At 62.0% G+C, this 25404-nt stretch carries 30 protein-coding genes, 1 tRNA gene and 2 pseudogenes; 20 read left to right on the forward strand and 13 right to left on the reverse strand.

Going from position 1 to position 25404, the window contains the following annotated elements; genetic code table 11:
• Positions 1 to 130: 130 nt before the first annotated feature.
• The 4 genes and pseudogenes from BG457_RS20305 to BG457_RS20605 all read right to left on the reverse strand — a co-directional run.
• Complete coding sequence (locus tag BG457_RS20305; RefSeq protein ID WP_175546798.1) at positions 131 to 301, reverse strand: hypothetical protein; 171 nt, start codon at positions 299 to 301, stop codon at positions 131 to 133.
• Positions 294 to 1211 carry a DMT family transporter gene (locus tag BG457_RS12590; RefSeq protein WP_071797532.1) on the reverse strand — a complete coding sequence of 306 codons (918 nt, stop codon included), beginning with the start codon at positions 1209 to 1211 and terminating at the stop codon, positions 294 to 296. The genes BG457_RS20305 and BG457_RS12590 overlap by 8 nt, the downstream gene beginning before the upstream one ends.
• Positions 1212 to 2149: 938 nt before the next feature.
• Positions 2150 to 2614 carry a hypothetical protein gene (locus tag BG457_RS12595; protein ID WP_071797533.1) on the reverse strand — a complete coding sequence of 155 codons (465 nt, stop codon included), beginning with the start codon at positions 2612 to 2614 and terminating at the stop codon, positions 2150 to 2152.
• Between the two features lie 71 nt (positions 2615 to 2685).
• A pseudogene (locus tag BG457_RS20605) lies at positions 2686 to 3420 on the reverse strand (DUF2793 domain-containing protein); the annotation flags it as partial.
• 8 nt (positions 3421 to 3428) lie between these two features.
• Between BG457_RS20605 and BG457_RS20750 the strand changes: the two are divergent.
• Positions 3429 to 3764 (forward strand): RNase A-like domain-containing protein, encoded by a 336-nt coding sequence (locus BG457_RS20750; RefSeq protein WP_071797534.1) that lies wholly within the window; start codon positions 3429 to 3431, stop codon positions 3762 to 3764.
• 1 nt (position 3765) lies between these two features.
• Entirely contained in the window at positions 3766 to 4071 is a 306-nt protein-coding gene (locus BG457_RS12610) for a hypothetical protein (RefSeq protein WP_071797535.1), read from the forward strand.
• 13 nt (positions 4072 to 4084) lie between these two features.
• Here the strand turns inward: BG457_RS12610 and BG457_RS20755 are convergent.
• The 4 genes and pseudogenes from BG457_RS20755 to BG457_RS12625 form a co-directional block, all read right to left on the reverse strand.
• Positions 4085 to 4204, reverse strand: a pseudogene (locus BG457_RS20755) (DUF6441 family protein); the annotation flags it as partial.
• A 108-nt stretch (positions 4205 to 4312) separates the two neighbouring features.
• Positions 4313 to 4402: transfer RNA gene (locus BG457_RS12615), tRNA-Ser, on the reverse strand.
• A gap of 57 nt (positions 4403 to 4459) precedes the next feature.
• Positions 4460 to 5296, reverse strand: a complete 837-nt coding sequence (locus tag BG457_RS12620) for a bifunctional allantoicase/(S)-ureidoglycine aminohydrolase (RefSeq protein ID WP_071797536.1) — start codon at positions 5294 to 5296, stop codon at positions 4460 to 4462.
• Positions 5297 to 5463: 167 nt separating this feature from the next.
• Positions 5464 to 6600: a PQQ-dependent sugar dehydrogenase gene (locus tag BG457_RS12625; RefSeq protein WP_071797537.1), complete on the reverse strand. Its 1137-nt coding sequence runs from the start codon at positions 6598 to 6600 to the stop codon at positions 5464 to 5466.
• A gap of 249 nt (positions 6601 to 6849) precedes the next feature.
• Between BG457_RS12625 and ffh the strand changes: the two genes are divergently transcribed.
• The 5 genes from ffh (at position 6850) to trmD (ending at position 10459) form a co-directional block, all read left to right on the forward strand.
• On the forward strand, positions 6850 to 8355 hold the full coding sequence (ffh, locus tag BG457_RS12630; protein WP_071797538.1) for a signal recognition particle protein: 1506 nt from the start codon (positions 6850 to 6852) through the stop codon (positions 8353 to 8355).
• A complete protein-coding gene (locus BG457_RS12635; RefSeq protein ID WP_071797539.1) occupies positions 8352 to 8657 on the forward strand; it encodes a chorismate mutase in 306 nt (101 codons plus the stop codon). Before ffh ends, BG457_RS12635 begins: the two co-directional genes overlap by 4 nt.
• Before the next feature lie 53 nt (positions 8658 to 8710).
• A complete protein-coding gene (gene rpsP / locus BG457_RS12640; protein ID WP_071797540.1) occupies positions 8711 to 9061 on the forward strand; it encodes a 30S ribosomal protein S16 in 351 nt (116 codons plus the stop codon).
• Positions 9062 to 9155: 94 nt separating this feature from the next.
• Positions 9156 to 9662: a ribosome maturation factor RimM gene (gene rimM / locus BG457_RS12645; RefSeq protein WP_071797541.1), complete on the forward strand. Its 507-nt coding sequence runs from the start codon at positions 9156 to 9158 to the stop codon at positions 9660 to 9662.
• Positions 9659 to 10459, forward strand: coding sequence for a tRNA (guanosine(37)-N1)-methyltransferase TrmD (trmD, locus tag BG457_RS12650; RefSeq protein ID WP_084657626.1), 801 nt, complete (start codon positions 9659 to 9661; stop codon positions 10457 to 10459). The genes rimM and trmD overlap by 4 nt, the downstream gene beginning before the upstream one ends.
• Positions 10460 to 10486: 27 nt before the next feature.
• On the opposite strand, the gene aroA is transcribed toward trmD, so the two are convergent.
• The 3 genes from aroA to BG457_RS12665 form a co-directional block, all read right to left on the reverse strand.
• Positions 10487 to 11827 (reverse strand): 3-phosphoshikimate 1-carboxyvinyltransferase, encoded by a 1341-nt coding sequence (aroA, locus tag BG457_RS12655; protein WP_071797542.1) that lies wholly within the window; start codon positions 11825 to 11827, stop codon positions 10487 to 10489.
• 102 nt (positions 11828 to 11929) lie between these two features.
• Positions 11930 to 12574 carry a ParA family partition ATPase gene (parA, locus tag BG457_RS12660; RefSeq protein WP_071797543.1) on the reverse strand — a complete coding sequence of 215 codons (645 nt, stop codon included), beginning with the start codon at positions 12572 to 12574 and terminating at the stop codon, positions 11930 to 11932.
• A gap of 65 nt (positions 12575 to 12639) precedes the next feature.
• Positions 12640 to 13092: an Lrp/AsnC family transcriptional regulator gene (locus BG457_RS12665; protein ID WP_071797544.1), complete on the reverse strand. Its 453-nt coding sequence runs from the start codon at positions 13090 to 13092 to the stop codon at positions 12640 to 12642.
• A 90-nt stretch (positions 13093 to 13182) separates the two neighbouring features.
• On the opposite strand from BG457_RS12665, the gene BG457_RS12670 reads away from it, so the two are divergent.
• The 8 genes from BG457_RS12670 to BG457_RS12705 all read left to right on the forward strand — a co-directional run bounded on the left by BG457_RS12670 (position 13183) and on the right by BG457_RS12705 (position 21452).
• Positions 13183 to 13779, forward strand: a complete 597-nt coding sequence (locus BG457_RS12670; protein WP_071797735.1) for a LysE family translocator — start codon at positions 13183 to 13185, stop codon at positions 13777 to 13779.
• Positions 13780 to 13878: 99 nt separating this feature from the next.
• Positions 13879 to 14838, forward strand: a complete 960-nt coding sequence (locus BG457_RS12675; protein ID WP_071797545.1) for a TAXI family TRAP transporter solute-binding subunit — start codon at positions 13879 to 13881, stop codon at positions 14836 to 14838.
• Positions 14835 to 15302, forward strand: a complete 468-nt coding sequence (locus BG457_RS12680; protein ID WP_071797546.1) for a DUF1850 domain-containing protein — start codon at positions 14835 to 14837, stop codon at positions 15300 to 15302. The genes BG457_RS12675 and BG457_RS12680 overlap by 4 nt, the downstream gene beginning before the upstream one ends.
• Before the next feature lie 10 nt (positions 15303 to 15312).
• On the forward strand, positions 15313 to 17355 hold the full coding sequence (locus tag BG457_RS12685) for a TRAP transporter permease (protein ID WP_071797547.1): 2043 nt from the start codon (positions 15313 to 15315) through the stop codon (positions 17353 to 17355).
• Between the two features lie 109 nt (positions 17356 to 17464).
• Positions 17465 to 18883 carry a circularly permuted type 2 ATP-grasp protein gene (locus BG457_RS12690; RefSeq protein ID WP_071797548.1) on the forward strand — a complete coding sequence of 473 codons (1419 nt, stop codon included), beginning with the start codon at positions 17465 to 17467 and terminating at the stop codon, positions 18881 to 18883.
• Position 18884: 1 nt separating this feature from the next.
• Positions 18885 to 19838 carry an alpha-E domain-containing protein gene (locus BG457_RS12695; RefSeq protein WP_071797549.1) on the forward strand — a complete coding sequence of 318 codons (954 nt, stop codon included), beginning with the start codon at positions 18885 to 18887 and terminating at the stop codon, positions 19836 to 19838.
• Positions 19835 to 20665, forward strand: coding sequence for a transglutaminase family protein (locus BG457_RS12700; RefSeq protein WP_071797550.1), 831 nt, complete (start codon positions 19835 to 19837; stop codon positions 20663 to 20665). The genes BG457_RS12695 and BG457_RS12700 overlap by 4 nt, the downstream gene beginning before the upstream one ends.
• A 64-nt stretch (positions 20666 to 20729) precedes the next feature.
• On the forward strand, positions 20730 to 21452 hold the full coding sequence (locus BG457_RS12705; protein ID WP_071797551.1) for a proteasome-type protease: 723 nt from the start codon (positions 20730 to 20732) through the stop codon (positions 21450 to 21452).
• A 3-nt stretch (positions 21453 to 21455) separates the two neighbouring features.
• Here the strand turns inward: BG457_RS12705 and BG457_RS12710 are convergent, their stop codons facing one another.
• Entirely contained in the window at positions 21456 to 21803 is a 348-nt protein-coding gene (locus BG457_RS12710) for an ArsR/SmtB family transcription factor (RefSeq protein WP_071797552.1), read from the reverse strand.
• 217 nt (positions 21804 to 22020) lie between these two features.
• Here BG457_RS12710 and BG457_RS12715 point away from each other — a divergent pair, with 217 nt between their 5' ends.
• From BG457_RS12715 to BG457_RS12735, 5 genes are all read left to right on the forward strand, one after another.
• Positions 22021 to 22371 carry an AtpZ/AtpI family protein gene (locus BG457_RS12715; protein ID WP_071797736.1) on the forward strand — a complete coding sequence of 117 codons (351 nt, stop codon included), beginning with the start codon at positions 22021 to 22023 and terminating at the stop codon, positions 22369 to 22371.
• Positions 22372 to 22396: 25 nt separating this feature from the next.
• On the forward strand, positions 22397 to 23104 hold the full coding sequence (locus BG457_RS12720; RefSeq protein WP_084657627.1) for a F0F1 ATP synthase subunit A: 708 nt from the start codon (positions 22397 to 22399) through the stop codon (positions 23102 to 23104).
• A 51-nt stretch (positions 23105 to 23155) separates the two neighbouring features.
• Positions 23156 to 23392, forward strand: coding sequence for a F0F1 ATP synthase subunit C (locus tag BG457_RS12725; RefSeq protein ID WP_071797553.1), 237 nt, complete (start codon positions 23156 to 23158; stop codon positions 23390 to 23392).
• A gap of 108 nt (positions 23393 to 23500) precedes the next feature.
• Positions 23501 to 23995 carry a F0F1 ATP synthase subunit B' gene (locus tag BG457_RS12730; protein ID WP_425434929.1) on the forward strand — a complete coding sequence of 165 codons (495 nt, stop codon included), beginning with the start codon at positions 23501 to 23503 and terminating at the stop codon, positions 23993 to 23995.
• Positions 23992 to 24555: a F0F1 ATP synthase subunit B family protein gene (locus BG457_RS12735; RefSeq protein WP_071797555.1), complete on the forward strand. Its 564-nt coding sequence runs from the start codon at positions 23992 to 23994 to the stop codon at positions 24553 to 24555. Before BG457_RS12730 ends, BG457_RS12735 begins: the two co-directional genes overlap by 4 nt.
• Positions 24556 to 24616: 61 nt before the next feature.
• Here BG457_RS12735 and BG457_RS12740 read toward each other — a convergent pair whose 3' ends face one another.
• Positions 24617 to 25384, reverse strand: a complete 768-nt coding sequence (locus BG457_RS12740; RefSeq protein ID WP_071797556.1) for an FCD domain-containing protein — start codon at positions 25382 to 25384, stop codon at positions 24617 to 24619.
• Between the last annotated feature and the right edge of the window lie 20 nt (positions 25385 to 25404).

Below are 25404 nucleotides of genomic sequence, written 5' to 3' on the forward strand. Positions count from 1 at the left end.
TTGGGGGTCTTCATCTGCCAGCTCTGCGCCATGATCGGCGACGACGCCAGCAACCCGAGATACATCTTCACTGAACCGGCGTGGTCTATCACTTTGCAAGCCGCTGGCGGCACCAGGCGAGTGTGCCCTTTCAGCAATCCGTCTCTGGATACGCCCCGAGCAGCCGTGGGCCGTCGCTGCCGCCGGGGTTCATGCTGTTGCGGGTGCTCAGCAGCAGCGCCGCCGCCAGTGCCGCGCTTGGGCTGATTCCCATCGCGAAGACGCGATAGCCGTTGGTCTCGCCCGCCATGATCTCATCCACGGGCGATCTGGTGTTCTCGCCAGATGATGAACAATCCGGATGCCGCAATGATCACGATCCCGGTCCAGCTTATCAGGTTGGGCCAGTCCCGGAAGAACAGCCAGCCAAGTGCTGCTGCGCTGACGATCTCCAGGTAGTGGAGCGGAGCGATGGTCGCCGAGGGCGCAAAGCGTAGCGCATAGGAGATGAAGATATGCGAGACAGTAGCCGCCAGCGCCACGAAGAACAACTGCAGCCAGACAACCGGCTCGGGCCATGACAAGGCCAGCAGGGGCAACTCACGCAACTGACCGATACCCAGCGCAGGGAGCATCAGCAGCACGGCGATCCATGCGGTGTGAAAATTCAGCGCCACAGGCGGCAGGTCGCGCGACAGACGTCGCGTGACCAGTATGTAGAAGGCAAAGGCCACCGCCGTCACAAGTGGCCAGAGGGCAACCAGGCCGAAGATCGCGAAATTCGGCTGGATGACCAGAAGCGCGCCAGCAAAGCCGATCAGACTGGCGATGATCCGACGTGGCCCAACCTGCTCGCCAAAGAGCAGGAACCCCAACGCGAGAAGTATGAAGGGTTCGACGAACACAATCGCCAGGGCATCGGCAATCGGCATCGACTGAACCGCTGCGACGAAGCTGTAGGTCGAGACGAGGCCGAAAAGAGCGCGCAGCAGCAGAAGCCGGAAAACGCCACGCGAGAAATTCCAGATACTGCCTGCAAGTGACATCAAGGGCAGCATCAGCAGCACCTGAAAGCCATAACGTGCCAATGTGACCTGCGTCACGGTCACCTGTTGCGAGGCCATTTTGGCAGCGACATCGATCAATGGTGCGGAAAGACAGAAAAGCACCATGAAGACCACCCCAAGGGGCACGCGATCAATCTGGACATCTCCAAAGGCTGGCGCCGCCATATCCGCGTTCTCATCAGGGCACGTATTGATCTGGAGACCATCGGTCGAACGCGTCAGCGATACAAGCCAAGATTCGAAGGCAACACGCGGAATTTGACAGTGAGCTGCGATTGATTGGCTGATCCATCAGCCCTGCGCGGCGCTCGAAGGAGATGCCATATTGGCCGCGCCGCAGCGCGGCGATCTCCAGCTTCAGTGTCCGGATCATCGCTTCTGTGCGAGGCATGCCAGCGCGCGCGCCTGCGCCGCGACGCGTTCGCCGACCTGCGCAGGGGGTGCTTGCACCGCCGATTAAGCGCGTGGTCTGGCGATTTTGGTGGCGGTAACTGTCCTGGCAAAGGGCCTCCAAAAATGCGTGATCTGGCCAGAAAAACAGACGTTGTAGTGGAAATTATGAAACCTTTACAAATCTTTGCCTCCAGGGCGAGTTGCTCCAGTCAGGCGTCGGGCAAGTGCGAAGTTTCCTTATCCTTCGCGAAGACAGCCAAGCTGCGCCGCCGATATCGAAATGGCCGTCCGATCTTGCCTCACGATCACCTGCTTGAACAGCGACGGTGCAGCACCGCCTACAAATTAGCCGTGGCGATAGCGTCGCCGCCAGCGCAGCAGCAGCGTTCGACCAATATCTGGCAATGCGTCGTCTCAGAGATGTTCCCACCTGGGTCGAAACTTTCTTCAACAATGCGAAGCTTCTGTGCATCCGTCCGGAGCCGATGACGGTCGGTATCATTAGCAGTGAGGATGTCGACTTCGGGTCGGACAAAACTCACGTCCAATCGGAAATCCTCAGCGTAGAAAACGCCGCCCTCGGCGCAGGCTTCCGTGGGGAGCGGTCCACAGGCGGAAGCACGCTGTGCAGCTTTTGCCTCGTTCTGCTCATGACCATGCTGGTTGATATCCCTGTCAGGGCGCCGAAAGCCAGAATGCAGACAGCCATATCACCGCCCCTGATCTTCGGTCGCCAGCGCCGCAAGGCCGCCGGAAACCGCGCCGAGCGCCATGCTGGCCATCGCCAGAACCACCGAGCGGCTGGACAGAACCTGCTCCCATCCCGGCGACAGGCGGCGGGGCAAAAGACCGTAGTCCAGCAAGGATGCGATCGCGCCCAGCACGGCGCCGTCCCTGACAATGTCGGTGGCGCTGGGGCTTCTGTGCTGAAGGTAGGCACCAAACAAGCCGCCCCACATAAGCCCCGCCCCAATATTCGTGGCGCCACCCATCCCCGTGTGCCGAAAATCGGCCTGCGAGTGCTGGCCTGCCTCGTCGCCCCAAAGCCAGTGGCTGGACGCATTGACCGGACCGAGGACCGGTTTCCCTTCGGCTTTCGCAAGTGCCATGATCGCGCCGACAGACCCGAGGGCCGCGCCCGCACCGCAGAACAAAATGTACCGGAATTGTCGCATGTTCAGCCTCCTTGGCTGTTCCAACAATAACGCGCCGCAATTGTTCCACGGGGCTGGGAGACACGCGGCCTGGGCGACCCGGATCCGGAGTTGTGGACGATCTGCCAGTTGGCATGGGTGCCGCGCTGGAAGCCGATGCCGATGGCGTTGACGACCGCGCTCAGGAGCAGCGTCGTGGCCAGCGCGGCGGTGGAACCCATCAGCCCGAAGAAGCCCATGCCGGTGGGTTGCAGCGTCGTCAGCGACAGCCGGTTCACATAGGTGAAGCCGCCCAAACCCTCGGCATTGCCGCGCCAGCAGACCCAGCCAGCCGAGCGTTCCTCGGCCGCCGCGTCCGCGGTGGCAGCACTTGTCATCCGCCAGCGGCGCATGGAGGTGGAGAGATTGGTCGTGGCGAGGCCGGGCGTCGAGGCGGTGCCGACGCCCGTCCGCGGCATCCCGATCGCGTTGATCGTGGTGCCGGAAGACGGGGCCCAGTACGCGATCCGGTTCACCCCGAAATGCGGCTGGAGCGGAAAGAGCCGCCCTGAGGGGCGCATGACCTCGAGCCAGGCGGAGCCCGCCCGGTCACGGGCGTAGAGATGGATGCGGCCTGCGGGCGGCGGATCGGGCAGTTCGACCCGGCCGCTGGCGCGGTCGATGCGGATGGCGTCGTAGTAGGCCGATCCGTCCGGGCTGACCTTGAAGCTGAAATCGTCGTTGCCGAGCAGACCGATCAGCGCGCGGGCGGAGAAGCCGGTCTTGAAGGCGAAGGCGGCATCGTCGCCCGGCACGTTCTTGTTGAGGGTCGCCTCGATCCCGTTTCCTTATCGGCATGGTCACCGTGCCGCAAGCCCGGACGCTGTTCTACACGGTCCACCGCTGGCGCCACGGTTCCTTCAGTTCGCTCGCGGCTGCCGAGAGATTGACGAACGCGAACCTGTCCCGCAATGCAGACGTGGTGAATGCAGTCGCGACTGGACGCGAGCAGGACGCTTTCATTACAAGCACTTTCTCAAGCATCACTGGCCAGGAGGCATATCGGTTGACCCGAAGAGCTTCTTCACCGATTCGGCTGCGGACAACCTACGGTGTGGGAACCTATATTCGCCATGCGCCGGACATGCCGAACGGCTTTATAATCATAACATCCTATCCAAGGGACGAATAACATGAAACCGCCGCAAGCTTTCGGTGACTTTACGCTGCAGTTCCACCAGGATCTTGACTTAGTCTATCCGGATTGGGGGTCTGACTCCCCCACAGCGCGCCATGACATTTACGAGAGTTTCCGGCGGAGATATGGCGACGAGGCGGTGCCTGAATTGAATGCTTTTTTCGACAGGCTGCCGTCCGACGAGCATGCCGACCTTGAGGATTTGTGGTTCAAAGAGTCCAAAGCTGACTGGGTCATATCCAGCGAAGGTGTTCGGCGGCTTTTCGAGGATTTTCAGGCATGGGTGTCTTCCCTGAGATAGCCGCTTCGGCTAATCACGACCTCCGCCCCTCCACCCAGTTCGCCACGATCAGCCCCGGCACCGCGTCCTGCGCCCGCTCCGCATCCCGCGCGAGAGCCAGCCGCTTCGGCAGCTTGATCTGCGGGACCAGCAGGCGTCAAGCGCCCAGTCTCCGAAGGGCGCATGACCTTGCCAACGCCCTTTGAAACAAAAAGAAAAAAGGCCCCAACCGGGGTCCTTGGACGGATTCAGTATCTGAATGTGGCGGACAGTGAGGGATTCGAACCCTCGAGACGGTTCCCCGCCTACACACTTTCCAGGCGTGCGCCTTCGACCACTCGGCCAACTGTCCATCGGGTGCCTCATACAGCGGGTGCCTCATGACTTGCAAGTCAAGAGTTGCCTGAATTCAAGGCAATGCAGCATGTCTGTTGACATCCTTGTAGAGCAGGTAGCGGAACGGCTCCGGGCCGCCGGCATAACAGGCCTGCGGGCAGAAGGCGCGCAGCCACATGTAATCACCTGCCTCAACCTCGACCCAAGTCTGGTTCAGGTGGTAAACACCTTTTCCCTGCAGCACATATAGACCATGTTCCATGACATGGGTCTCTGCGAAGGGGATCACCGCACCGGGCTGCAATGTCACGATGGTCACATGCATGTCATGGCGCAGATCACTCGGGTCCATGAAGCGCGTCGTCGCCCAGCCGCCATTCGTCTCTGGCATCGGCGTGGGGGCGATGTCATTCTCGTTGCTGAAAAACGCATCGGGGGCGTCCAATCCAGGCACCGCAAGATACCGCTTGCGGATCCAGTGAAAGACACAGCCCTCCGCATCGGCCTGAACGCTCCAGTCCTGACCGGCGGGCAGGTAGCCGAAGCCGCCTGCGGTCAGTTCATGACCCGTCTCTGCCAGCGTGATCGTCAGCTTGCCTTCAACCACGAAAATCGCGCTTTCGGCACCGGGGTCGGTTTCCGGGCGCGAACTGCCGCCCTCGGGGCCAAGCTCCACGATATATTGCGAGAATGTCTCGGAAAATCCGCTCAGCGGGCGGGCAAGAACCCAGAAACGGGCCTTGTCCCAGAAGGGCAGGGCGCTGGTCACGATATCTGACAGCACGCCCTTGGGAATGACGGCATAGGCTTCGGTAAACACGGCACGATCCGCCACCAGTTGCGCCTGAGGGGGAAGCCCGCCTCTGGGAACGTAATAGCTGTGTTTGACGGATGTGGTGTCAGACGGCATGACGGGCCTCGCAAGTCACGGTTTTCCAAGCCGTAACATGCTCCTGCTGCGCGGAACTAGGCGGATTTTCGGAATAGACTTTCCTGATATTCCAGCGAGTATGCAGCCGGTGTCAGCATGCGAGGGGCTGCGGCGAGAGCAAGGTCGTCGCCGCAGCATCGCCCGGCTCAATCGGGCATGATGCGCAGCAAGGGGACATTCTCGCCATCCGCCAGAACATAGATGAACCCGTCGTCAGGGCCGACTGCGACATCGCGGATGCGCAAATCCTGATCCTCAAGCAGTCGCGCAATCTCTGTCAGGCCACCGTTGCTTTCGGCATAAAGTCCAAGATAGCGGTGGAACAGATTTCCCAGAAGAAGATGATCCTGCCACTCAGGAAATGCATCGCCGGTGTAGAAGGTCATCCCGGAGGGCGAGTTATGCGCTTCCCGTCCGGCCGGCCAGTGGTGGATCGGCGCGACAAAGCCGTCGCCCTCCTGATGGGGCGGCGCGAATTCGTCACCACCGCGATAGGTTACCCCGAAAGAGGCGAGTGGCCAGCCGAAATTCCCGCCGCGCTCGACGATATTGACCTCATCGCCCCCGGCTTCGCCATGTTCAGCCAGCCAGATTTCCCCGGTCTGCGGGTGGATGGTCATTGCCTGGATGTTGCGATGCCCGTAGGACCAGATCGCGCCTGCGGCCCCGTCCTCATCGACAAAGGGATTATCCGACGGAATCTCGCCCTCCAGTGTAATGCGGATCACGGCCCCGTTCTCGCTGCTAAGATCCTGCGAAATATGGGATTCGGAGAAATCCTTGCTGCCGCGATCACCGAAGCCCGCAAAGAGATGGTCCCCCTGGAACACGATGCGCGATCCGAAATGCGCACCGCTGTCAATCGCGGGCTGGACGACATGCAGGGTTTCCAGATCCGTCAAGGCGCCCGCATCGCGGTCCAGGCGCGCGCGTCCGACATGTGTCGTGCTTCCACCATCGACCGCGCCCACCCATGTCAGATAGACAAAGCCGCTCTCATCGAAGTCAGGTCCAATAGCGACGTCCAGCAGCCCGCCTTGTCCCTGCGCCACGACATCCGGTGCGCCGCTGATCGGGGTGAGGCCGTTTTCAGCGCTCCAAAGGACCAGATCACCGCCGCGCAAGGTGATGATCAGATCCCCCTGATCAGGCAGGAATGCCATGCCCCAGGGGCGGTCCAGCTCCTCGGCCAGAGTTTCGACCGTATAGCCCTGATCCGAAAAGGCGGGCAGCGACAGGGCCAGAATCGTGGCCGCACCGCCCAGAACCGCACGGTATCTCATGATGCTCTCCTGTGTCTGTTACCTGTCAGACCATGTGGCGCAACCGGCAAAGATCAAGTAACGAAACCGCAACTGCGTGGCCTTGATCGCTTGACTCCCGGCGGTTTCAGGCGTATCGCCTCGCCATCTGCCCGGAGGTTCACGCTTCCGGTCCTTGCCCATGTCAAGGATCGCCACCCATCAGCGCGTTGCGCCCATGGGTGCAGCACTGGTTTGGAATACCCCTGATCGGGGGAAGGAGATGCGCGCATGTTCGAGACTCTCTCTGAACGCCTGTCCGGGGTTTTCGACCGGCTGACGAAGCAGGGCGCGCTCTCGGAAGAGGATGTGCGCGCCGCCCTTCGCGAGGTGCGGGTCGCACTTCTGGAGGCCGATGTCTCGCTGGAAGTGACGCGCGATTTCGTCAAGCGCGTGCAGAAGAAAGCCACGGGCGCAGCCGTCACCAGGTCGATCACGCCGGGCCAGCAGGTCGTCAAGATCGTGCATGACGAGTTGATCGCCATGCTGGAAGGCGACGAGGATGCAGGGCGCCTGAAAATCGACAACCCGCCCGCGCCTGTGCTGATGGTCGGTCTGCAAGGCTCGGGCAAGACGACGACCACGGCGAAACTTGCCCGCCGCCTGTCCGAGCGCGACGGCAAGCGTGTGCTGATGGCCTCGCTCGACACCAACCGCCCCGCCGCAATGGAACAGCTCGCTATTCTGGGCGGGCAGATCGGGGTCGACACGCTGCCCATCGTCAAGGGCCAGAATGCGGTCGAGATCGCCAAGCGCGCCAAACAGCAGGCCACACTCGGCGGCTATGATGTCTACCTGCTCGACACTGCAGGCCGACTGCACATTGACGAAGTGCTGATGGACGAAGTGCAGGCCGTACGCGATGCGGTCAGCCCGCGCGAGACGCTGCTGGTGGTTGACGGCCTGACCGGGCAGGACGCGGTGAATGTCGCGTCCGAGTTCGATGGCAAGGTCGGCGTGACGGGCGTTGTGCTGACGCGGATGGATGGCGACGGGCGTGGCGGTGCTGCGCTTTCGATGCGGGCCGTCACCGGCAAGCCCATCCGGTTCGTGGGTCTGGGCGAAAAGACCGACGCGCTGGAGGTGTTCGACCCCAAGCGCGTCGCGGGCCGTATTCTGGGCATGGGCGATATCGTGGCCCTTGTGGAGAAAGCGCAGGAAGTGCTGGAGGTCGAACAGGCCGAACGCATGATGAAGCGCTTCCAGAAGGGTATGTTCAACATGAACGACCTGAAGATGCAGCTAGAGCAGATGATGAAAATGGGCGGGATGCAGTCGCTCATGGGCATGATGCCCGGCATGGCCAAGATGTCGAAACAGGCTGAAGCCGCCGGGTTCGACGATTCGATGCTCAAGCGCCAGATCGCGCTGATCAATTCGATGACGAAGAAGGAGCGCGCCAATCCCGCGATCCTGCAGGCCAGCCGCAAGAAGCGGATCGCCGCCGGGGCAGGGCTCGATGTGTCCGATCTGAACAAGCTTCTGAAGCAGCACCGCCAGATGGCCGACATGATGAAAGTCATGGGCAAGAAAGGGATGCTGAAACAGGCGATGGCCGGACTGATGGGCAAGGGCAAGGGAATGCCGGACCCGTCGAAAATGTCACCGGAAGAACTGGCCGATCTTGGACGCGGCATGGGCGAGGGCATGAAAATGCCCGGTCTCGGAAGCCCCGGCATGGGCGGGATGCGCCTGCCCGGCGGGCTGTCGGGTCTTGGACTGGGGCGCAAGAAATGACCGGCGGGACGGATCTTTCGGAACGCGCGGCCGGATTGCTCGCCAATCACCGCGACAGCATTGACCGGCTGGATGCGATCCTCGTCTACACGCTGGGCGAGCGCTTCAAGCATACTCAGGCCGTAGGCCGCCTGAAAGCCGAACATCAGCTTCCCCCGTCCGATCCTGCCCGCGAGGAGCGCCAGATCGAGCGGCTGGAATGGTTGGCCAAAGAGGCCGATCTTGACCCGGAATTTGCCAAGAAATTCCTGAATTTCATCATCTCCGAAGTGATCCGTCACCACGAGAACCTGCAACGCTGAAAATCCGCGTGGCTGTGAGTGTCACGCAAACGCCATCCAAAGGAGAAACTGACATGGCTGTTAAAATCCGTCTGGCCCGTGGTGGGGCAAAGAAGCGCCCGCATTACGCAATCGTCATCGCCGATTCGCGTATGGCCCGCGATGGCCGCTTTCTGGAGAAAGTCGGCACCTATAATCCGCTGCTGGCCAAGGACAGCGAAGACCGTATCAAGATGGATATGGAGCGCGTCCAGCATTGGCTGGATCAGGGCGCTCAGCCGACGGACCGTGTTGCGCGCTTCCTTGAGGCCGCTGGCGTCCGTGCCAAGGCGACCCGCGCGAACCTGAAAAAAGCCGAGCCGGGCAAGAAAGCCAAGGAACGCGCGGCCGAGAAAGCTGCCAAAGCCGAAGCGGCTGCGGAATAATTCGGGCTGCACCAAAGGGGGGCCGTCTGCCCCCCTCCTGGCCCGTTCCGGGCCAATTCAGCCCCCGAGAGATTTGTCGCAAGAAAATGGCAGCATGACGGGATCGCGCATCTGTGTCGGAGCAATCGCTGGCGCCTACGGGGTGCGCGGCGAGGTGCGGCTGAAAAGCTTCTGCGCCGAGCCGCAGGCGATTGCCGATTACGGCCCGCTCTGGTCCGAGGACGGGCGGCAATTCACCGTGACGCTGGGCGCGCAGGTCGCGCAAGGTTTCGCGGCGCGGTTGAGCGGGGTTGCAAGCAAGGAGCAGGCGGATGCGTTGCGCGGGATGCGTCTCTTTGCCGAGCGTAACCGTCTGCCCGGCCTGCCGGATGATGAATTCTATCATGCGGATCTGATCGGGCTGGAAGTCTTTGATACGGGCGGTCAGTCGCTGGGGCGGGTGAAAGCCGTGCTCAACCATGGGGCGTCTGACCTGCTGGAACTTGTCGCGCCGGGGAAATCCGGCGCGATCCTTCTGCCCTTCACACAGGCGATTGTCCCGACAGTCGATCTGACCGCAGGGCGGATTGTTGCAGACCCGCCCGAAGGGCTGATCGAATGACGGAGCGGCGCGCGAAAGGGCGGCTGGCAATCACGCCGTCGCTGGTGCCGCGATCACTGGAGAAACGTGGTACACCTGTGCAGGCATGGCAGGCACGCATCATCACGCTTTTCCCCGAGGCTTTTCCGGGCGTTCTTGGCCTGTCGCTGACCGGCAAGGCGCTGAAAGAGGGGCTGTGGGGGTTAGAGGCCATCGACCTGCGCCCTTTCGGGATCGGCAAGCACCGCAATGTCGATGACACGCCTGCGGGCGGCGGTGCGGGGATGGTGCTGCGCGCCGATGTGCTGGGACGTGCCATCGAGATGGCGATGCGCGGGACGCCGGAGGACCGGGCCGCATGGCCGCTGGTCTGCCTCAGCCCGCGCGGGCGCCCCTTCACGCAGGCCAGAGCGCGCGACTGGTCGCGGGCGCGCGGGATCACGATGATCTGCGGGCGGTTCGAGGGCATCGACCAGCGCGTGATCGACCATTACGGGATCGAGGAAGTCAGTCTGGGCGATTTCGTCCTGACCGGCGGCGAGTTGGCCGCGCAGGCGATGATCGACGCGACGGTGCGGCTGTTGCCCGAGGTGCTGGGGAATGCCGCCTCGATCGAGGAAGAGAGCTTCTCCGCCGGATTGCTGGAGCATCCGCAATATACCCGCCCGTCCGAGTGGCAGGGGCGGGAAATCCCGCCCGTGCTCCTGTCGGGCAACCATGCCGAAATAGCGCGCTGGCGCCGCGCGCAGGCAGAGGCACTGACCGAGGCGCGCAGACCGGATCTGCGGGCCGGAAGGCCGGTTGAGACTGACAGGTAGGGTGCGTGCGAGAGCACGCACCTTACGTCAGCTGCCTTGCGTGAGCCTGGCCCCAAGCCCCGTCATCAGCGGCTCGAAAACCGGGAATGAGGTTGCAATCGGGGTCGCGTCATCAACCGTGATCGGGCGCGTTGACGCCATGCCCAGACAGAGGAAACTCATGGCAATGCGGTGATCGAGATGGCTGCGCACGGTTGCGCCCCCCGGCACTTCCGCCATGCCATGCACGGTGAATGTGTCTTCAGTTTCCTCGACCCGCACGCCGCAGGCTTCCAGGCCGCGCGCCATGGCGTCGATCCGGTCGGATTCCTTCACCCGCAATTCCTTGACCCCGCGCATCACGGTCTTGCCCTCAGCCGTTGCCGCAAGTGCCGAGAGGATCGGGTATTCATCGATCATGCTCGCGGCGCGTTCGGGCGGCACGTCAATGCCCTTCAGCGCCGAGAACCGCACCCGCAGATCGGCCACAGGCTCGCCGCCTTCCTCGCGCGGGTTTTCCAGTACCAGATCGGCGCCCATCTCCTGTAGCGTCAGGAATATCCCGTTGCGCGTGGGGTTCTGGCTGACACCGGGGACGAAAAGCTCGGAACCGGGCACCAGCAGCGCCGCGCAGACCGGAAATGCCGCCGAAGACGGGTCGCGCGGTACGGAGACGCTCTGCCCGCGCAATTCCGGCTGCCCGGTCAGGGTGATGATCCGCCCTTCTGGCCCATCTTCGACCGAGATATCGGCGCCGAATCCGCGCAGCATCCGCTCAGTATGATCGCGGGTCGGTTCCTGCTCGATCACGACAGTCTGGCCGGGTGCGTTCAGCCCGGCGAGCAGCACCGCCGATTTCACCTGCGCCGAAGGCATTGGCAGGCGGTATTCGACCGGCACGGGCTCTGCCGCGCCGATCAGTGTCAGCGGCAGGCGCCCGCCGCGCCGCCCGTAAGCGCGGGCACCAAACAGCGCCAGCGGGTCGGTCACACGGCCCATCGGGCGTTTGTTCAAGCTCGCATCGCCGGTAAATGTCGCGGCGATATCACTCGTGGCCATGGCCCCCATGATCAGCCGCACGCCCGTTCCGGAATTTCCGCAATCGATCACATTCGCGGGTTCGGCAAAGCCGCCCACGCCCACGCCCTGCACGGACCAAGCGCCGGGACCGTGCTGCGTGACAGTCGCACCGAAAGCCTGCATCGCCTTGGCCGTGTCCAGCACATCCTGCCCTTCCAGAAGCCCGGTGATTTTCGTCTCGCCGACCGAGAGCGCTCCCAGGATCAGCGCACGATGCGAGATCGACTTGTCGCCGGGCACCTCTGCCACACCCGTCAACGGGCCGGATTTATGCGAGGTCATGGGGGTGGCGGGGCCGTGGCCGGACATGAGGGCACCTTTCGGGATGTGGCTTTTCGTTGCGCTGATAGCGCACCCATCCCACGGCGTCCATATGGGCTGACTCAGTCGGCCCGTCTCAGTCGGCCCGTCTCAGTCGGCCTGTGCGAGCTGTGCCTCGACCTCGGTCAGAAGCGCGTCCAGCTCGATGCGGATCGCCGGGCTGCGCGCGCCCTCGATCCCGCCGAATCCCTGCCCAAGCGTTTCGGCATAGGCCACACGATTGGCGACCTGGGTTTCCGCCAGATGGGCCTCAAGCGCCTGCGCGGCTTGCGCGATTTCGGCGCCCAGCCGCGTGCCGGGCCGGGCGCGGTTCAGCACCACCAGCACCTCACGCCCTTCGCGGCGGGCGAGGTCAAGCACGCCATCCGTCGCCCAGAGATCGACATGGCTTGTCGCCACCGGCACCACCACCAGATCAGCCACGCGCAGCGCCGGGCGCAGGTCGCTATCGGCCTTGGGCGGCGTGTCGATGATGACGAAATCGGCCATGTCGCGCAGCTTCCCGACCTCATAGCCCACCCCCCAGGCCGAGGCGGTGGAAAACTCCATCCCCTCCGCGCGTCCGGCCTCATGCCGGGTCATGAACCAGCGCCCGAGCGAGCCTTGCGGGTCGGTATCCAGAAAGGCCACAGTCGCCCCCTTGCGCGCCAGCATTACACCCAGATTGACCGCGAGTGTGGTCTTGCCGGACCCGCCTTTTTGTTGCGCGATGGTGATTACCTTGCCCTTGGCCATGACTCGCCCCTTTTGCTGCAGTGCAGCATAGTCAAATCTGGCGCAAATGCACGCGGAATCTGCATTCAGGCCCTTTCATCCTTGGGCGACCCCATGACCACCATGGTGGTCAGCCGCTCCAGATGGGGAAAGGCGCCCATATAATCCGTATGGAACTGCTTGTAGGCCGCCAGATCCCGTGCTTCGATCCGCAGCAGGTATTCAACCGTGCCGGTGATATTGTGGCATTCGCGTACCTGCGGGGTGGCCTGCATAAGGCGCTCGAACTCCATCTGCGCGGCCTTGGTATGGCGTGACAGGCCAACCGTGACATAGGCGATGAACCCGATCCCGGTCTGCGCAGGGTCGATCACGGCGCGGTAGCCTGTGATGATCCCGCGCCGCTCAAGGTCTTGCACCCGCCGCAGGCAGGCCGAGGGCGAAAGTCCGACCTTTTCTGCGAGGTCGATATTGGAGATGCGACCGTCCCGGGCGAGAACGCGCAATATGTGTTCGGATATGTGATCAATCTCGCTCATGAATTGCAGAAATACTACATTATCTGCATCTTTTGCAACAAATCATCGCGCGGCACCGCATAGTCTGAGCACTCAATGAATGAGGCCCCCATGAGTGTCGAACTGCTTCTTGCCCTGACCGCCTATGCTTTTGTCACCTCCGTCACGCCGGGGCCGAACAATATCATGCTGCTCGCTTCCGGCGTGAATTTCGGTTTCCGCCGCACATTGCCGCATATGCTGGGCATCGCGCTCGGGCATGCGTTCATGGTCTTTGTCGTGGGTGTCGGGCTGGTCGGCATGTTCATCAGCTATCCGCCAGCACGCACCGCCCTGACCATCATTTCAGTGGCCTATATGCTCTGGCTCGCGTGGAAGATCGCCCATGCCGCGCCGCCCGACGGCAACACGACCAAAGGCAGGCCCCTGACCTTTCTGCAGGCCGCTGCCTTCCAATGGGTCAACCCCAAGGCGTGGATCATGTCGCTGGGGGCGGTCACGCTCTATGCTCCGGGGCAGGAATGGCTCGCGGTTGCATGGGTCGCCGGTGTGTTCGTGCTGGTCAATTTCCCATCCGTTTCGGTCTGGGCGCTGGCCGGGGTCGGGTTGCGCCGCCTGCTCCAGCGCCCGGATCTGCTGCGGGCCTTCAACTACACGATGGCGGGACTCTTGGTCCTGTCCCTTTATCCGGTGATCTTCGGCACCTGAGAGACCAAGACCTGTTGCGCCATCCGACATGCGCGGCTAGTCTTTCCCAAGATCGTTCGCGATCCGACAAGAAAAACGAAGACCCTTGGGAGGATTACCATGAAAAACCGTTTCACGGCGCTTGGCGTCGCAGCCCTGCTATTGGCCGCACCTGCCCATGCGCAGCAGCTTTCCATCGCGACTGGTGGGACCGGGGGCGTCTATTTCCCCTATGGCGGCGGTCTGGCGGAAGTGATCAACAACCATGTCGAGGGTGCAACAGCCAGTGCGGAAGTAACCGGCGCCTCGGTCGAGAACGCGGCCCTGATCTCGCGCGGTGACAGCGATCTGGCGCTGGCGCTGGCCGATACGGTCTATCAGGCGTTCCACGGCGAAGGCGCGTTTGAGGGGCGCCAAATCGATGAATTGCGCGCGTTGGCCTCGATCTATCCCAATGCGGTACAGATCGTGACACTGGCAGATAGCGGGATTACCAGCATCGAGGATCTGCGCGGCCAGCGTGTCTCGGTCGGTGCTCCGGGGTCGGGCACCGAAGTCAGTGCGCAGACGCTGCTCGCGGCCAATGGAATCACCTATGACGACTTCACGCCCGAGCGGCTGAATTTCAATGAGACCGCCGATGCGTTGCGGGACGGGGATATCGTGGCCGGATTCTGGAGCGTTGGTCCGCCCACCAGCTCGATCATGAACCTTGCGACCACGCGCTCGATCAGCATCATTGCGCTTACCGAAGAGCAGATTGCGGCGGCAATTGAAGTCGAGCCGACCTTTGCCCCCTACACACTGCGCGCAGGCACTTATGACGGAATGGACGAGGGGGTGCTGACCATCTCGACGCCGAATGTGCTGATCGTGCACGCCGATATGGACGAGGATCTGGCCTATAACATCACCAAGGCGATGTTCGAGAATGTGGATGAACTGATCGCCATTCATCCGGCGGCCAATGACACCACGGTCGAGTTCACCACCGACTCGACGCCGATCCCCTTCCACCCCGGCGCGTTGCGCTATCTGGAAGAAGTGGGCGCAAGCGTGCAGGACCATCAGCGCCCATGAGGGCTCTGGGGCGGCTTCTCGGGGCCGCCCTTTGGCTTGCTGCGCCTGCCATGGCCGATCCGGTGCTGCGGGTTGATCTCGCCTCGGGCGATGTGCTGGCCGAATGGCCCATGCCGGAAGGGCGCGAGGCCTGCCTGACCTGGGCCCACTCCGTCACCGGTGGCAAGGTCGCGGATTGCTTCACGCAACAGGATGGCCAGTTGCTGCTGGCCCGAAGCTATCTGCACGATTTTGCAGCCGGTCTGGGCGAGGTCGCGGGTCGCGGTCGGATCACTCCGGCGCCGGAAGGCGGCTACTGGATCGAGGAGATGGCCGAACCCATTGCGGAGAACGCGCTGTCGCTGCGCATCGGCGCACCCTCGGTCGATCACCGCCTGACCCTTGGCCAGAAAACGCTCTCTCTGTCGCAACGCGCCGCGGGTCAGGCCGCCAGGTTGCGCCTTGTCACAACTTCCGCTCCATAAGGTCTCGCCCATGCGCCCCAGTTCTGACAGCCCCGCGCCAGCCGATCAGATCGAAGGCGGCGTGATTCCGTCCAACCTGCGTTCGGCAGACCGCATCCAGCCGCGCCCGGTGCTGTGGCTGATCACGGCAGTCGCTGTCAGCCTGTCGCTGTTCCAGCTCTATACGGCCGGGATTCGCCCGCTTGGCCTGTTCTACCAGCGCCCGGCGCATCTGGCCTTCGTGCTGGTGCTGGCTTTCCTGATCTTTCCGGTATTCGGGCAGACCCGCGCGCGCGGCCTGTTTGGATGGCTGATCGACTCGGTGCTGATTGTCGCAGGCTTTTTCAGCGGTTTCTACATCATCTGGAATCTCGACGCGATTATCGCACGCGCGGGCTGGTGGACGCCGATGGATATTACCGTCGGCATCATCTGCACCCTTGCCGTGCTGGAGGCCAGCCGCCGCGCTGTGGGCCTTGGCATGACGATCATCGGCGCGATTGCGATCCTCTATGCTCTGGCCGGGTCGCGCGGCGCTTTGCCGGGTCTGGGCGAGTGGCTGCCGGGTGTGCTGTCCCATCGCGGGGCCAATATGGATCGGCTGGTGGGCCAGCTGTATCTGGGTCAGGAAGGGATTTTCGGCCTGCCCCTGGGCGTGGCCGCGACCTTCGTCTTCATGTTTGTGCTCTTCGGCGCTTTTCTGGAAAAAACCGGGGCGGGCAAGTTCTTCATCGATCTGGCCTTTGCCGCCACAGGGCGCAAGCCGGGCGGGCCTGCGAAGGCAGCGGTGATCGCCAGCGCGGGGATGGGGTCGATCTCTGGTTCCGCCATCGCCAATGTGGTGACAACCGGCGCCTTCACCATCCCGTTGATGAAACGGCTGGGCTACAAGCCCAAACAGGCCGGCGGGATCGAGGCCGCAGCCTCGACCGGCGGGCAGATCACCCCGCCGTTGATGGGCGCGGGCGCGTTCCTGATCTCGGAATATACCCGCGTGCCCTATATCGAGATCGTTCTGGTCTCGATCTTCCCCGCAATCCTCTATCTCGGCACGGTCTACCTCTTCGTGCATATCGTTGCCATGAAACAGGGCATGCGTGGCATGTCGCCCTCGGAATTGCCGCTGGTGCGGCAGGTGCTCAAGGCAGGTTGGCAATTCATCGTGCCGCTGGTGCTGCTGGTCTGGCTTCTGGTCAACAATATCTCGCCCATGCGCGTGGGCTTCTGGGCCATCATCTCGGTCATTGCCGTGGCCGGGCTGCGGGGCGCATGGGCGCTGGCGGCCGATGGCCCGCTGACGGGCGCGCGCCTGCGCGCATCCGTCATGCGCGGGCTGCGGATGATTTTCGAGAGCCTGGAGCTGGGCGCGCGCAACGCGGTCGCCGTGTCCATCGCCTGCGCTGTGGCGGGGATCATCGTCGGTGTCGTGGGCCTGACCGGGCTGGGGCTGAAATTCTCCTCGATGATGATCTCGCTCTCGGGCGGAAATATCGTCATCGCGCTGGCTCTGGTGCTGATCGCCTCGCTGGTGCTCGGCCTCGGACTGCCGGTGACGGCAAGCTATATCGTGCTGATCGTGCTGGTGGGGCCGGCGCTGCATAATGAATTCGGCATCCCGCTTCTGATCGCGCATCTGGTGGTGTTCTGGTATTCGCAGGACAGCAACGTAACCCCGCCTGTGGCATTGGCGGGTTTCGCAGGCGCGGCAGTCGCAGGCGCGAAACCCATGGAAACCAGCATGCAGGCGTGGAAATTCGCCAAGGGCCTGTATCTCATCCCGCTCTTCATGGTGTTCAATCCCGAGATCATCTATGGCGGGCCGCTCCCTATCGTCCTCTGGACCGGGTTCACGGCCATTCTGGGGCTGGTGGCCTTTGCCGCCGTGATCGAGGGCTGGCTCTTCGGGCGGATGGACCCGGTTTCGCGCGTTATCGCCATCCCGGCCATCATTGCCCTGTTCTGGCCAGATTTTACAGTCGAGGCCATCGGCACAGGCGTGCTGCTGCTGCTGCTCGGCTGGAACTGGCTCGGGGCGTGGCGCGAGGGCGATAAAACTCAGTTCAACAAGGCGTAGGGCCGGGGGTGCCTTCAGCTCTGCCTGTTTTTTATGCAGATGCATCGCGGGCTCTTTACTTCCCTTGTGCAACCGCATTTCATGGACAAAAGACAGGGGGCACGTCCTAATGGCAGAACCTTATTTCAACGAAATGTATGACGCCTCGGGGCTGCGCGCGCCTTACAGAATGCTGGAAGGCTGGCACCAGAACATGCCCGCAGAGTTCCGTGCGCTCAAACAGGCCGAGGCAGAAGACCTGTTCCGCCGCTACGGCATTACTTTCGCCGTCTATGGCGAAGGCGGCGACCCGGACCGGCTGATCCCTTTCGACATGTTTCCGCGTGTCTTCACTTCCGAGGAATGGCGCAAACTGGAGCGCGGCATCAAGCAGCGTGCGCGCGCGCTGAATGCGTTTCTGTCGGATGTCTATGACCGGGGCGAGATCATCCGCGCAGGCCGTATTCCCGCCGATCTGGTCTATCGCAACGAGGCTTACGAGATCGCCGTGGCAGGTTTCCGCCCCCCCTTGGGCGTGTTCAGCCATATCGTCGGCATTGATCTGGTGCGCACCGGCGCGGATCAGTTCTATGTGCTGGAAGACAATTGCCGCACGCCCTCGGGCGTGTCCTACATGCTGGAAAACCGCGAAGTCATGATGCGCATGTTCCCGCATCTCTTTCAGGAAAACCGGGTGGCGCCGGTCGATGGCTATGCACGGCTTCTCAAGCGCACGCTGGCCTCTGTTGCGCCCGAGAAATGCGACCGCGATCCCAAGGTCGTGTTGCTCACCCCCGGTCATTTCAATTCGGCCTATTATGAGCACAGCTTCCTGGCCGATCTGATGGGGATCGAAATGGTCGAAGGGCAGGATCTCTTCGTCGAGGGCGATTTCTGCTACATGCGCACCACGGAAGGCCCGCAAAAGGTCGATGTGATCTATCGGCGGATTGATGACGCCTTCCTTGATCCGCTCTGCTTCCGGCCTGACTCGGCGCTGGGCGTGCCGGGGCTGATGAATGTCTATCGCTCGGGCGGGGTCACGATCTGTTCGGCCCCCGGCGCAGGCGTGGCCGATGACAAGGCGATCTATACCTATGTGCCGGAAATGGTGCGCTTCTATCTGGGCGAAGCCCCGATCCTTGAGAACGTGCCGACATGGCAATGCGCCAAGGCGGATGATTTGAAATATGTTCAGGAACACATCGCTGAGCTGGTGATCAAGGAAGTCCATGGCTCGGGCGGGTATGGCATGCTGGTCGGGCCGAAATCCGACAAGGCAACGATCGAGGCTTTCGCTGCGAAATTGGCGGCCAATCCGTCAAACTATATCGCCCAGCCGACGCTTGCTCTCTCGACCTGTCCCACTTTCGTCAATGAGGGGATCGCGCCGCGCCATGTCGATCTGCGGCCCTATTGTCTGGTCGGGCGCGACATCGAACTGGTGCCGGGCGGGCTGACGCGCGTGGCGCTGACCGAAGGCTCGCTGGTGGTGAACTCGTCGCAGGGCGGGGGCGTCAAGGATACCTGGGTCATCGCGGAGGAATGAGATGCTAAGCCGCACAGCCGCCAATCTGTTCTGGATGACCCGCTATCTGGAGCGCTCGGAAACCACTGCGCGCCTGCTGGATCTGGGCTTTCGCAACGCGCTTCTGCCCAATGCGGGCGGGGGGTTTCGCAATGAATGGAGTGCGATCCTGCAAAGCAAGGGCGTGCTGGACCAGTTCACCGAGAAATACGGCGAGTTGAAACAGCGCAATGTCGAGAGTTTCCTGTTCTTCGATCTCGACAATCCGTCATCGGTTGCCAGTTGCATTTCCTCGGCGCGTGAAAATGCTCGGATCGTGCGTACTGCGCTGACATCGCAGGTCTGGGACGCGATCAATACCAGCTTTCAGGAACTCAAGGCACTGTCGCGGCGCGAACGCTCGTCGCTGGAAGTGCCGGAACTGACGGACTGGACGCTGCGCACCTCGGCGCTGATCCGCGGTTCAATTGAGGCCACGCAACTGCGCAATGACGGCTTTCGCTTCATGAATCTGGGCTATGCGCTGGAACGTGCCGACAACACTGCGCGGCTTCTGGATGTGAAATACTATGTTCTGCTGCCTTCGGTCGCCTATGTCGGCTCGGGGTTGGACAATTACCAATGGACCACGCTTCTGCGCGCACTGTCGGCGCATCGGGCCTATAACTGGGCCTATGGCGGCGAACTCAGTGCCAAGCAGATCGCGCATTTCCTGATCCTGAACCCGAAATTCCCGCGCTCGCTTCTGTCCTGCACGATTGAAGTGAATGCCCATCTCGATCATCTCGCGCGCATCTATGACCGCTCGACCCCGGCGCAGGAAACGGCGCGCACCCTGCTGGCCGAACTGGCCGAGGCGCGGATCGAGGATGTCTTTGACGAGGGGCTGCATGAATTTCTGACCCGCATGATCACCGAAAATGCGGGGCTCGCGAAATGCATAGACGACCAGTATCTGATCGGAGAAGCGCGATGATTCTGACAGTTTTGCACAAGACGCGCTACGAATTTGCCGCACCGGTCGGCGGGATCATCCAGAGCCTGCGCCTGACACCTGCAAAAAGTGAAAGCCAGCGCGTGCTGGACTGGTCGGTCGAGGTGCCCGGCGCGGTCCTTGGTACGCCCTTGCGTGACGGGGCCGGGGATTATGTGCAGACTGTTTCGGTACGCGCGCCAAGCACGCAGATCGAAGTGACCGTCAGCGGGACCGTTGAAACCACCGATACGGCGGGTATCCTGCGCGGGCACCGCGAGCGGGTGCCACCTCGTGCCTATTTGCGCAATACCGTGCGCACAGAACCCAATCGTGCGATCAGCGACATGGTATCCGAGGCGTTGAAAGCGCAGGAAGATGCTTCTGAACTGGAGCGCGCGCATCTGCTTGCCGCCGCGGTCGCCGAGGCTGTGGCCTACCAGCCCGGCACGACCACCGCCCATACGACCGCCGCTGAAGCAATGACCGCAGGGGCTGGTGTCTGTCAGGACCACGCACATGTGCTGATCGCTTGCGCGCATCTGGCCGGATTGCCGGCGCGCTATGTTGCGGGCTATCTGAACGCGACCGAAGATGGCGCCCCGCATGAGGCAAGCCACGCCTGGGCAGAGCTTTATATCGCCGGGCTCGGTTGGGTCGGGTTTGACGCGGCCAACAAATGTTGCCCGAATGAGCAATACATCCGCCTTGGCTCCGGCCTTGATGCACAGGATGCAGCCCCCATCCGCGGGCTGGTTCTGGGGGGAAGCGAAGAAGAGCTTGCTGTGAGTGTGCTGGTTGCCCCGCAAGGCCAGTCGCAACAGCAGTGACCGCTCTTGTCTGGACCGGCGCAGAGCGCTAGGAAGGCGCGTTCACGTCATCAAGGATACCGAAATGACCTATTGCGTCGGGCTGTTGCTGAAAGCGGGGCTGGTGCTTCTGTCCGATACACGCACCAATGCGGGTCTGGACAATATCTCGACCTATCGCAAGATGTTCACTTTCGTGCAGCCCGGCGACCGGGTCATCGTGATGATGACCGCTGGCAACCTGTCACTGACCCAGACCACCTTGGCACGACTGACCGACGCGATTGACGCGCCTGATGCAACGCCTGAAACCTCGATCATGCTCGCCGAGAACATGCTCGACGTCGCCTCGCTTGTGGGGGACATGCTTTCACGCGTGACCGCCGAAACCAAGGCGCGGATGGATCGGATGAACCAGATGGCGACGGCCTCGATGATCGTGGCGGGGCAGCGCAAAGGCGGGCGGATGCGCCTGTTCCTGATCTATCCCGAAGGGAATTTCATCGAGGCGACCGAGGACACCCCCTATCTGCAGATCGGCGAGCACAAATACGGCAAGCCGATTCTGGACCGTGTGATCACCAAGGACACGCCGCTGGAAGAAGCGCGCAAGGCGGTTCTTCTGTCGATGGATTCCACCCTGCGCTCCAATCTCAGTGTCGGCATGCCGCTGGATCTGGTCGTCATCGAAACCGATGCGCTGCAGATCACCGAGCAACGCCGGATCGAACCCAATGACGAGGATTTCGCGGCCATGTCAGCGGCCTGGTCCCAAGCCCTGCGCGACGCATTCACCCAGATTGCATAATAGTCATTCGGGTGCGGATTGCTCCAGTTCCTGCGCCAGAAACCGCTCGAACGCATCCAGATTGACCGCTTCGAACTGCCCGAAAGCCTGCATCCATATGCTGGCCTCGCGCAGCGCGTCAGGTTCCAGCTTGCACCATTTCACCCGTCCCCGCTTTTCCTGACTGATCAGACCGGCATTGGCAAGAATACCCAGATGTTTCGAGATCGCGGCGAGGGACATCTCGAAAGGCTCGGCGACATCCGTCACCGCCATGTCATCTTCCAGCAGCATCGCCAGAATTGCGCGCCGCGTCGGATCGGCCAGCGCCATGAAAACCAGATCAAGCGAGGGGATGGGAAGGGCGTGCATGGGCTGTTCTCGCGCGCGCCGCAGGAAAGGTCAACTCTTTGGTTGAATAAGCTGCAGGGGCAGTCGTCGGGTTCATCTGCTGGGCGGGGCTGTGTGGGGAGAAATAATATTCAATAATATCAGCAAGTTGCGCGCAATCTCTGGTGGCGTTATCACGCTTGACTCTGTGGCTCTGCCTTTCTAGGTTCCGCGCAACTTGCAGCCGGAGGTGGCGGGCATGTCCCAAGACGGTGAACTGGAGCGACTTCGCGCCTTGGAGGCGAAAATCGCGAAAGCAAAATCCGCGCTGGAGCCGCCCAAGCCTCCGCAAGATCATCATTCGATGGCCCAGATCGGCTGGCGCATGGTGATCGAGCTGGTGACGGGCCTCGCAATCGGTGCGGCCATCGGATACGGGCTGGATGTGTTCTTAGGCACATTGCCCCTGTTTCTGGTGATCCTGACCTTGCTGGGCTTTGCCGCCGGGGTGCAGACGATGCTGCGCACATCGCGCGAATTCGCAAAGCAGGACGACGCAGCCTCGCGGCAGGCGGGGGCGGAACAAGGGGACGATCGACGTGGCAAGTGAGAATGGTGGCCTTGTAATCAGGCCGATGGACCAGTTTCAGGTCAAGGCATTGTTCGGCGGCGATGTCAGCTGGTATACGCCCACCAATGTGACGCTCTGGATGGCGCTGACCGTTCTGGCCGCGACCGCGCTCATGGTTTATGGCGCGCGTGGCCGTGCGCTGGTGCCCAGCCGGGCGCAATCCGCGGCAGAGATGACCTACGGGTTCATCTACAAGATGGTCGAGGATGTGGCCGGGCGTGATGCCGTGCGCTTCTTCCCGTATATCTTCACGCTCTTCATGTTCGTGCTCTTTGCCAATCTGCTCGGTCTGGTGCCGTTTGCGTTCACCACCACCTCGCATATTGCAGTGACAGCGGTTCTGGCCTTCACGGTTTTCTTCACCGTCACGGCGCTGGGCTTCATCCTGCATGGCACCAAGTTCCTCAAGCTGTTCTGGGTTTCCAGCGCGCCCCTGCCGCTGCGCCCGGTTCTCGCGCTGATCGAGCTGATTTCCTATTTCGTGCGTCCGGTCAGCCATTCCATTCGTCTTGCGGGTGCGATGATGGCCGGTCACGCCGTGGCGAAAGTGTTCGCAGGCTTTGCCGCCGCGCTCGGCGCCGCTTTCTTCCTGCCCATTCTTGCAGTGACCGCGCTCTATGCGCTGGAACTGCTCGTGGCCGTCATTCAGGCCTATGTGTTCACCATTCTGACCTGCGTCTATCTGAAAGATGCGCTGCACCCCGCTCACTAAGCGGCTGTCGGAACTCAAATCCAGCCAATTCCAACGTAAGGAGAAACGACTATGGAAGGCGATATCGTACAAATGGGCGCATATATCGGTGCTGGCCTCGCATGCTTGGGCATGGGCGGTGCAGGGATCGGTGTGGGCCATGTTGCTGGCAACTACCTTGCTGGCGCCCTGCGCAACCCGTCGGCGGCTGCAGGCCAGACCGCATTCCTCTTCATCGGCATCGCATTTGCGGAAGCTCTGGGCATCTTCTCGTTCCTGGTCGCCCTGCTGCTGATGTTCGCTGTCTGAGACCGACCCGACAGTATCCTTACGCCCGAAAGGGCCGCTTGCGGCCCTTTCGGTGAAATCAGGGCTTAGGGGGACGACATGGCAGAGACTGCCGCTTCGGGGCCAGGAATGCCCCAACTTGATGTCACCACGTTCTCGAACCAGATTTTCTGGCTCGTGGTTACGATGGTGGTGCTCTATTTTGTAATGTCACGGGTGGCATTGCCGCGGATCGCTGCCGTTCTGGCGGACCGTCGTGGTACGATCACCAGCGATATTGCTGCCGCCGAGGAATACAAGCTCAAGGCGCAGCAGGCGGAAGACGCCTATCACAAGGCGCTCGCCGATGCGCGCGCCGAGGCCCACCGCATCGTCGAAGCCGCGAAGGCAGACATTCAGGCCCAGCTTGATGTTCAGATCGCCAAGGCGGATGCCGAGATTGCTGCGAAGGCCAGCGAGTCCGAACGCCGCATCCGTGAAATCCGCGACAGCGCGATGGAGATGGTGTCCGAAGTGTCGCAAGTTGCGACCAAGGACATTCTGGAGAGTTTCGGCGGCAAAGCCGACGCGGCTAGTGTGAGTGCGGCGGTTGCTGCACGGTTGAAGGCAGGGGCAGCATCATGATCAAGCGCGTTCTTGCAGCGAGCCTTGCATTCGCCAGCCCCGCTTTCGCTGCGGTCGAAGGCAAGCCCTTCTTCTCGCTCTACAACACCGATCTGATCGTTCTGATCGCCTTCATCCTGTTCAGTGGCATCCTGATCTATTTCAAGGTGCCCGGCAAGATTTCGGAACTTCTGGACGCGCGCGCTGTGACGATCCGGGGTGAGCTTGATGAAGCCCGGCGTCTGCGCGAAGAGGCGCTTGAGCTGAACGCCTCTTTCGAGCGCAAACAGGCCGAGGTCAAGGACGAGGCTGCCCGCATCGTCGAGAAAGCGAAAGCTGATGCCCAGCTTGTCGCCGAACAGACCAAGGCAGAGATCGAAGCCTCTATCGCCCGTCGCCTGAAAGCGGCCGAGGATCAGATCGCGTCCGCAGAAGCAAATGCCCTGCGGGATGTGCGCAACACCGCCGTTTCCGTGGCGATCGCCGCCGCTGGCGAATTGCTGGCCAAGCAGATGGACGAGGCGCAAAGCGATGCGCTGTTCCAGCGCGCGCTGAGCACGGCGCAGGAACACCTGCACTGATCTGGCGGATATTCAAGACGTGGAACCCGGCGCGAAATCGCCGGGTTTTTTCATGCGGCGGCTACATCGCGCGGGCATGTTCGAAACGCAGGCGGGCGATTTCTTCATTCCGCTCGCTGCGCTTGAGATCATTTATCAGTGTCTCGACATAGGTCAGATGTGCTTCCGCGGCGGCACGGGCCTGCGCGGGATCACGCGCTTGCAGCGCGTCATTCACCGCCTTGTGCTGCGCCAGAAGCTCATCGCGGGTGCCGCGCTGCTTGAAGATCAGCTGGCGATTGTAGAACACGCCCTGGTGCAGCAGGTTGAACATCGCGCGCATCATATGCAGCATGATGATGTTATGCGACGCCTCAACAATCGAGAGGTGAAATTCTGCATCAAGCCGGGCTTCCTCTGTCGGGTCGCGTTTCAGATGGGCGGCTTCCATCTTCTTGTAGATCGTGTCGATGACCTGCAGATCCATGTCGGACCCGAAGCGCGCCGCGCGTTCAGCCGACATCCCCTCCAGATCGCGCCGGAAGCTGATATAGTCGAACAGCGCTTCATCATGGTCCGAAAACAGCCGCACAAGCGAGTCGGAAAAGGCCGAATCCAGCAGATCTGCGACAAAGACACCGGCTCCGGCCTTGGCGGTCAGCAACCCGCGCGCCTGCAATTCGGCAATCGCATCGCGCAGCGAAGGGCGTGAGACACCCAGCTTCTCAGCCAGTTCACGCTCTGCCGGCAATCTCTCGCCCGGCCGCAGAATCCCGCGCAACAGCAAGAGTTCTATCTGGCGCACCACGCTGATCGAGAGTTTCTCCGGCTGAATACGCTGAAAGGGCATCTGGTTTCCACATCAAGCAG

Origin of the sequence: Natronohydrobacter thiooxidans, from assembly GCF_001884735.1 — a bacterium.
Classification (GTDB): Bacteria; Pseudomonadota; Alphaproteobacteria; order Rhodobacterales; family Rhodobacteraceae; genus Roseinatronobacter; species Roseinatronobacter thiooxidans_A.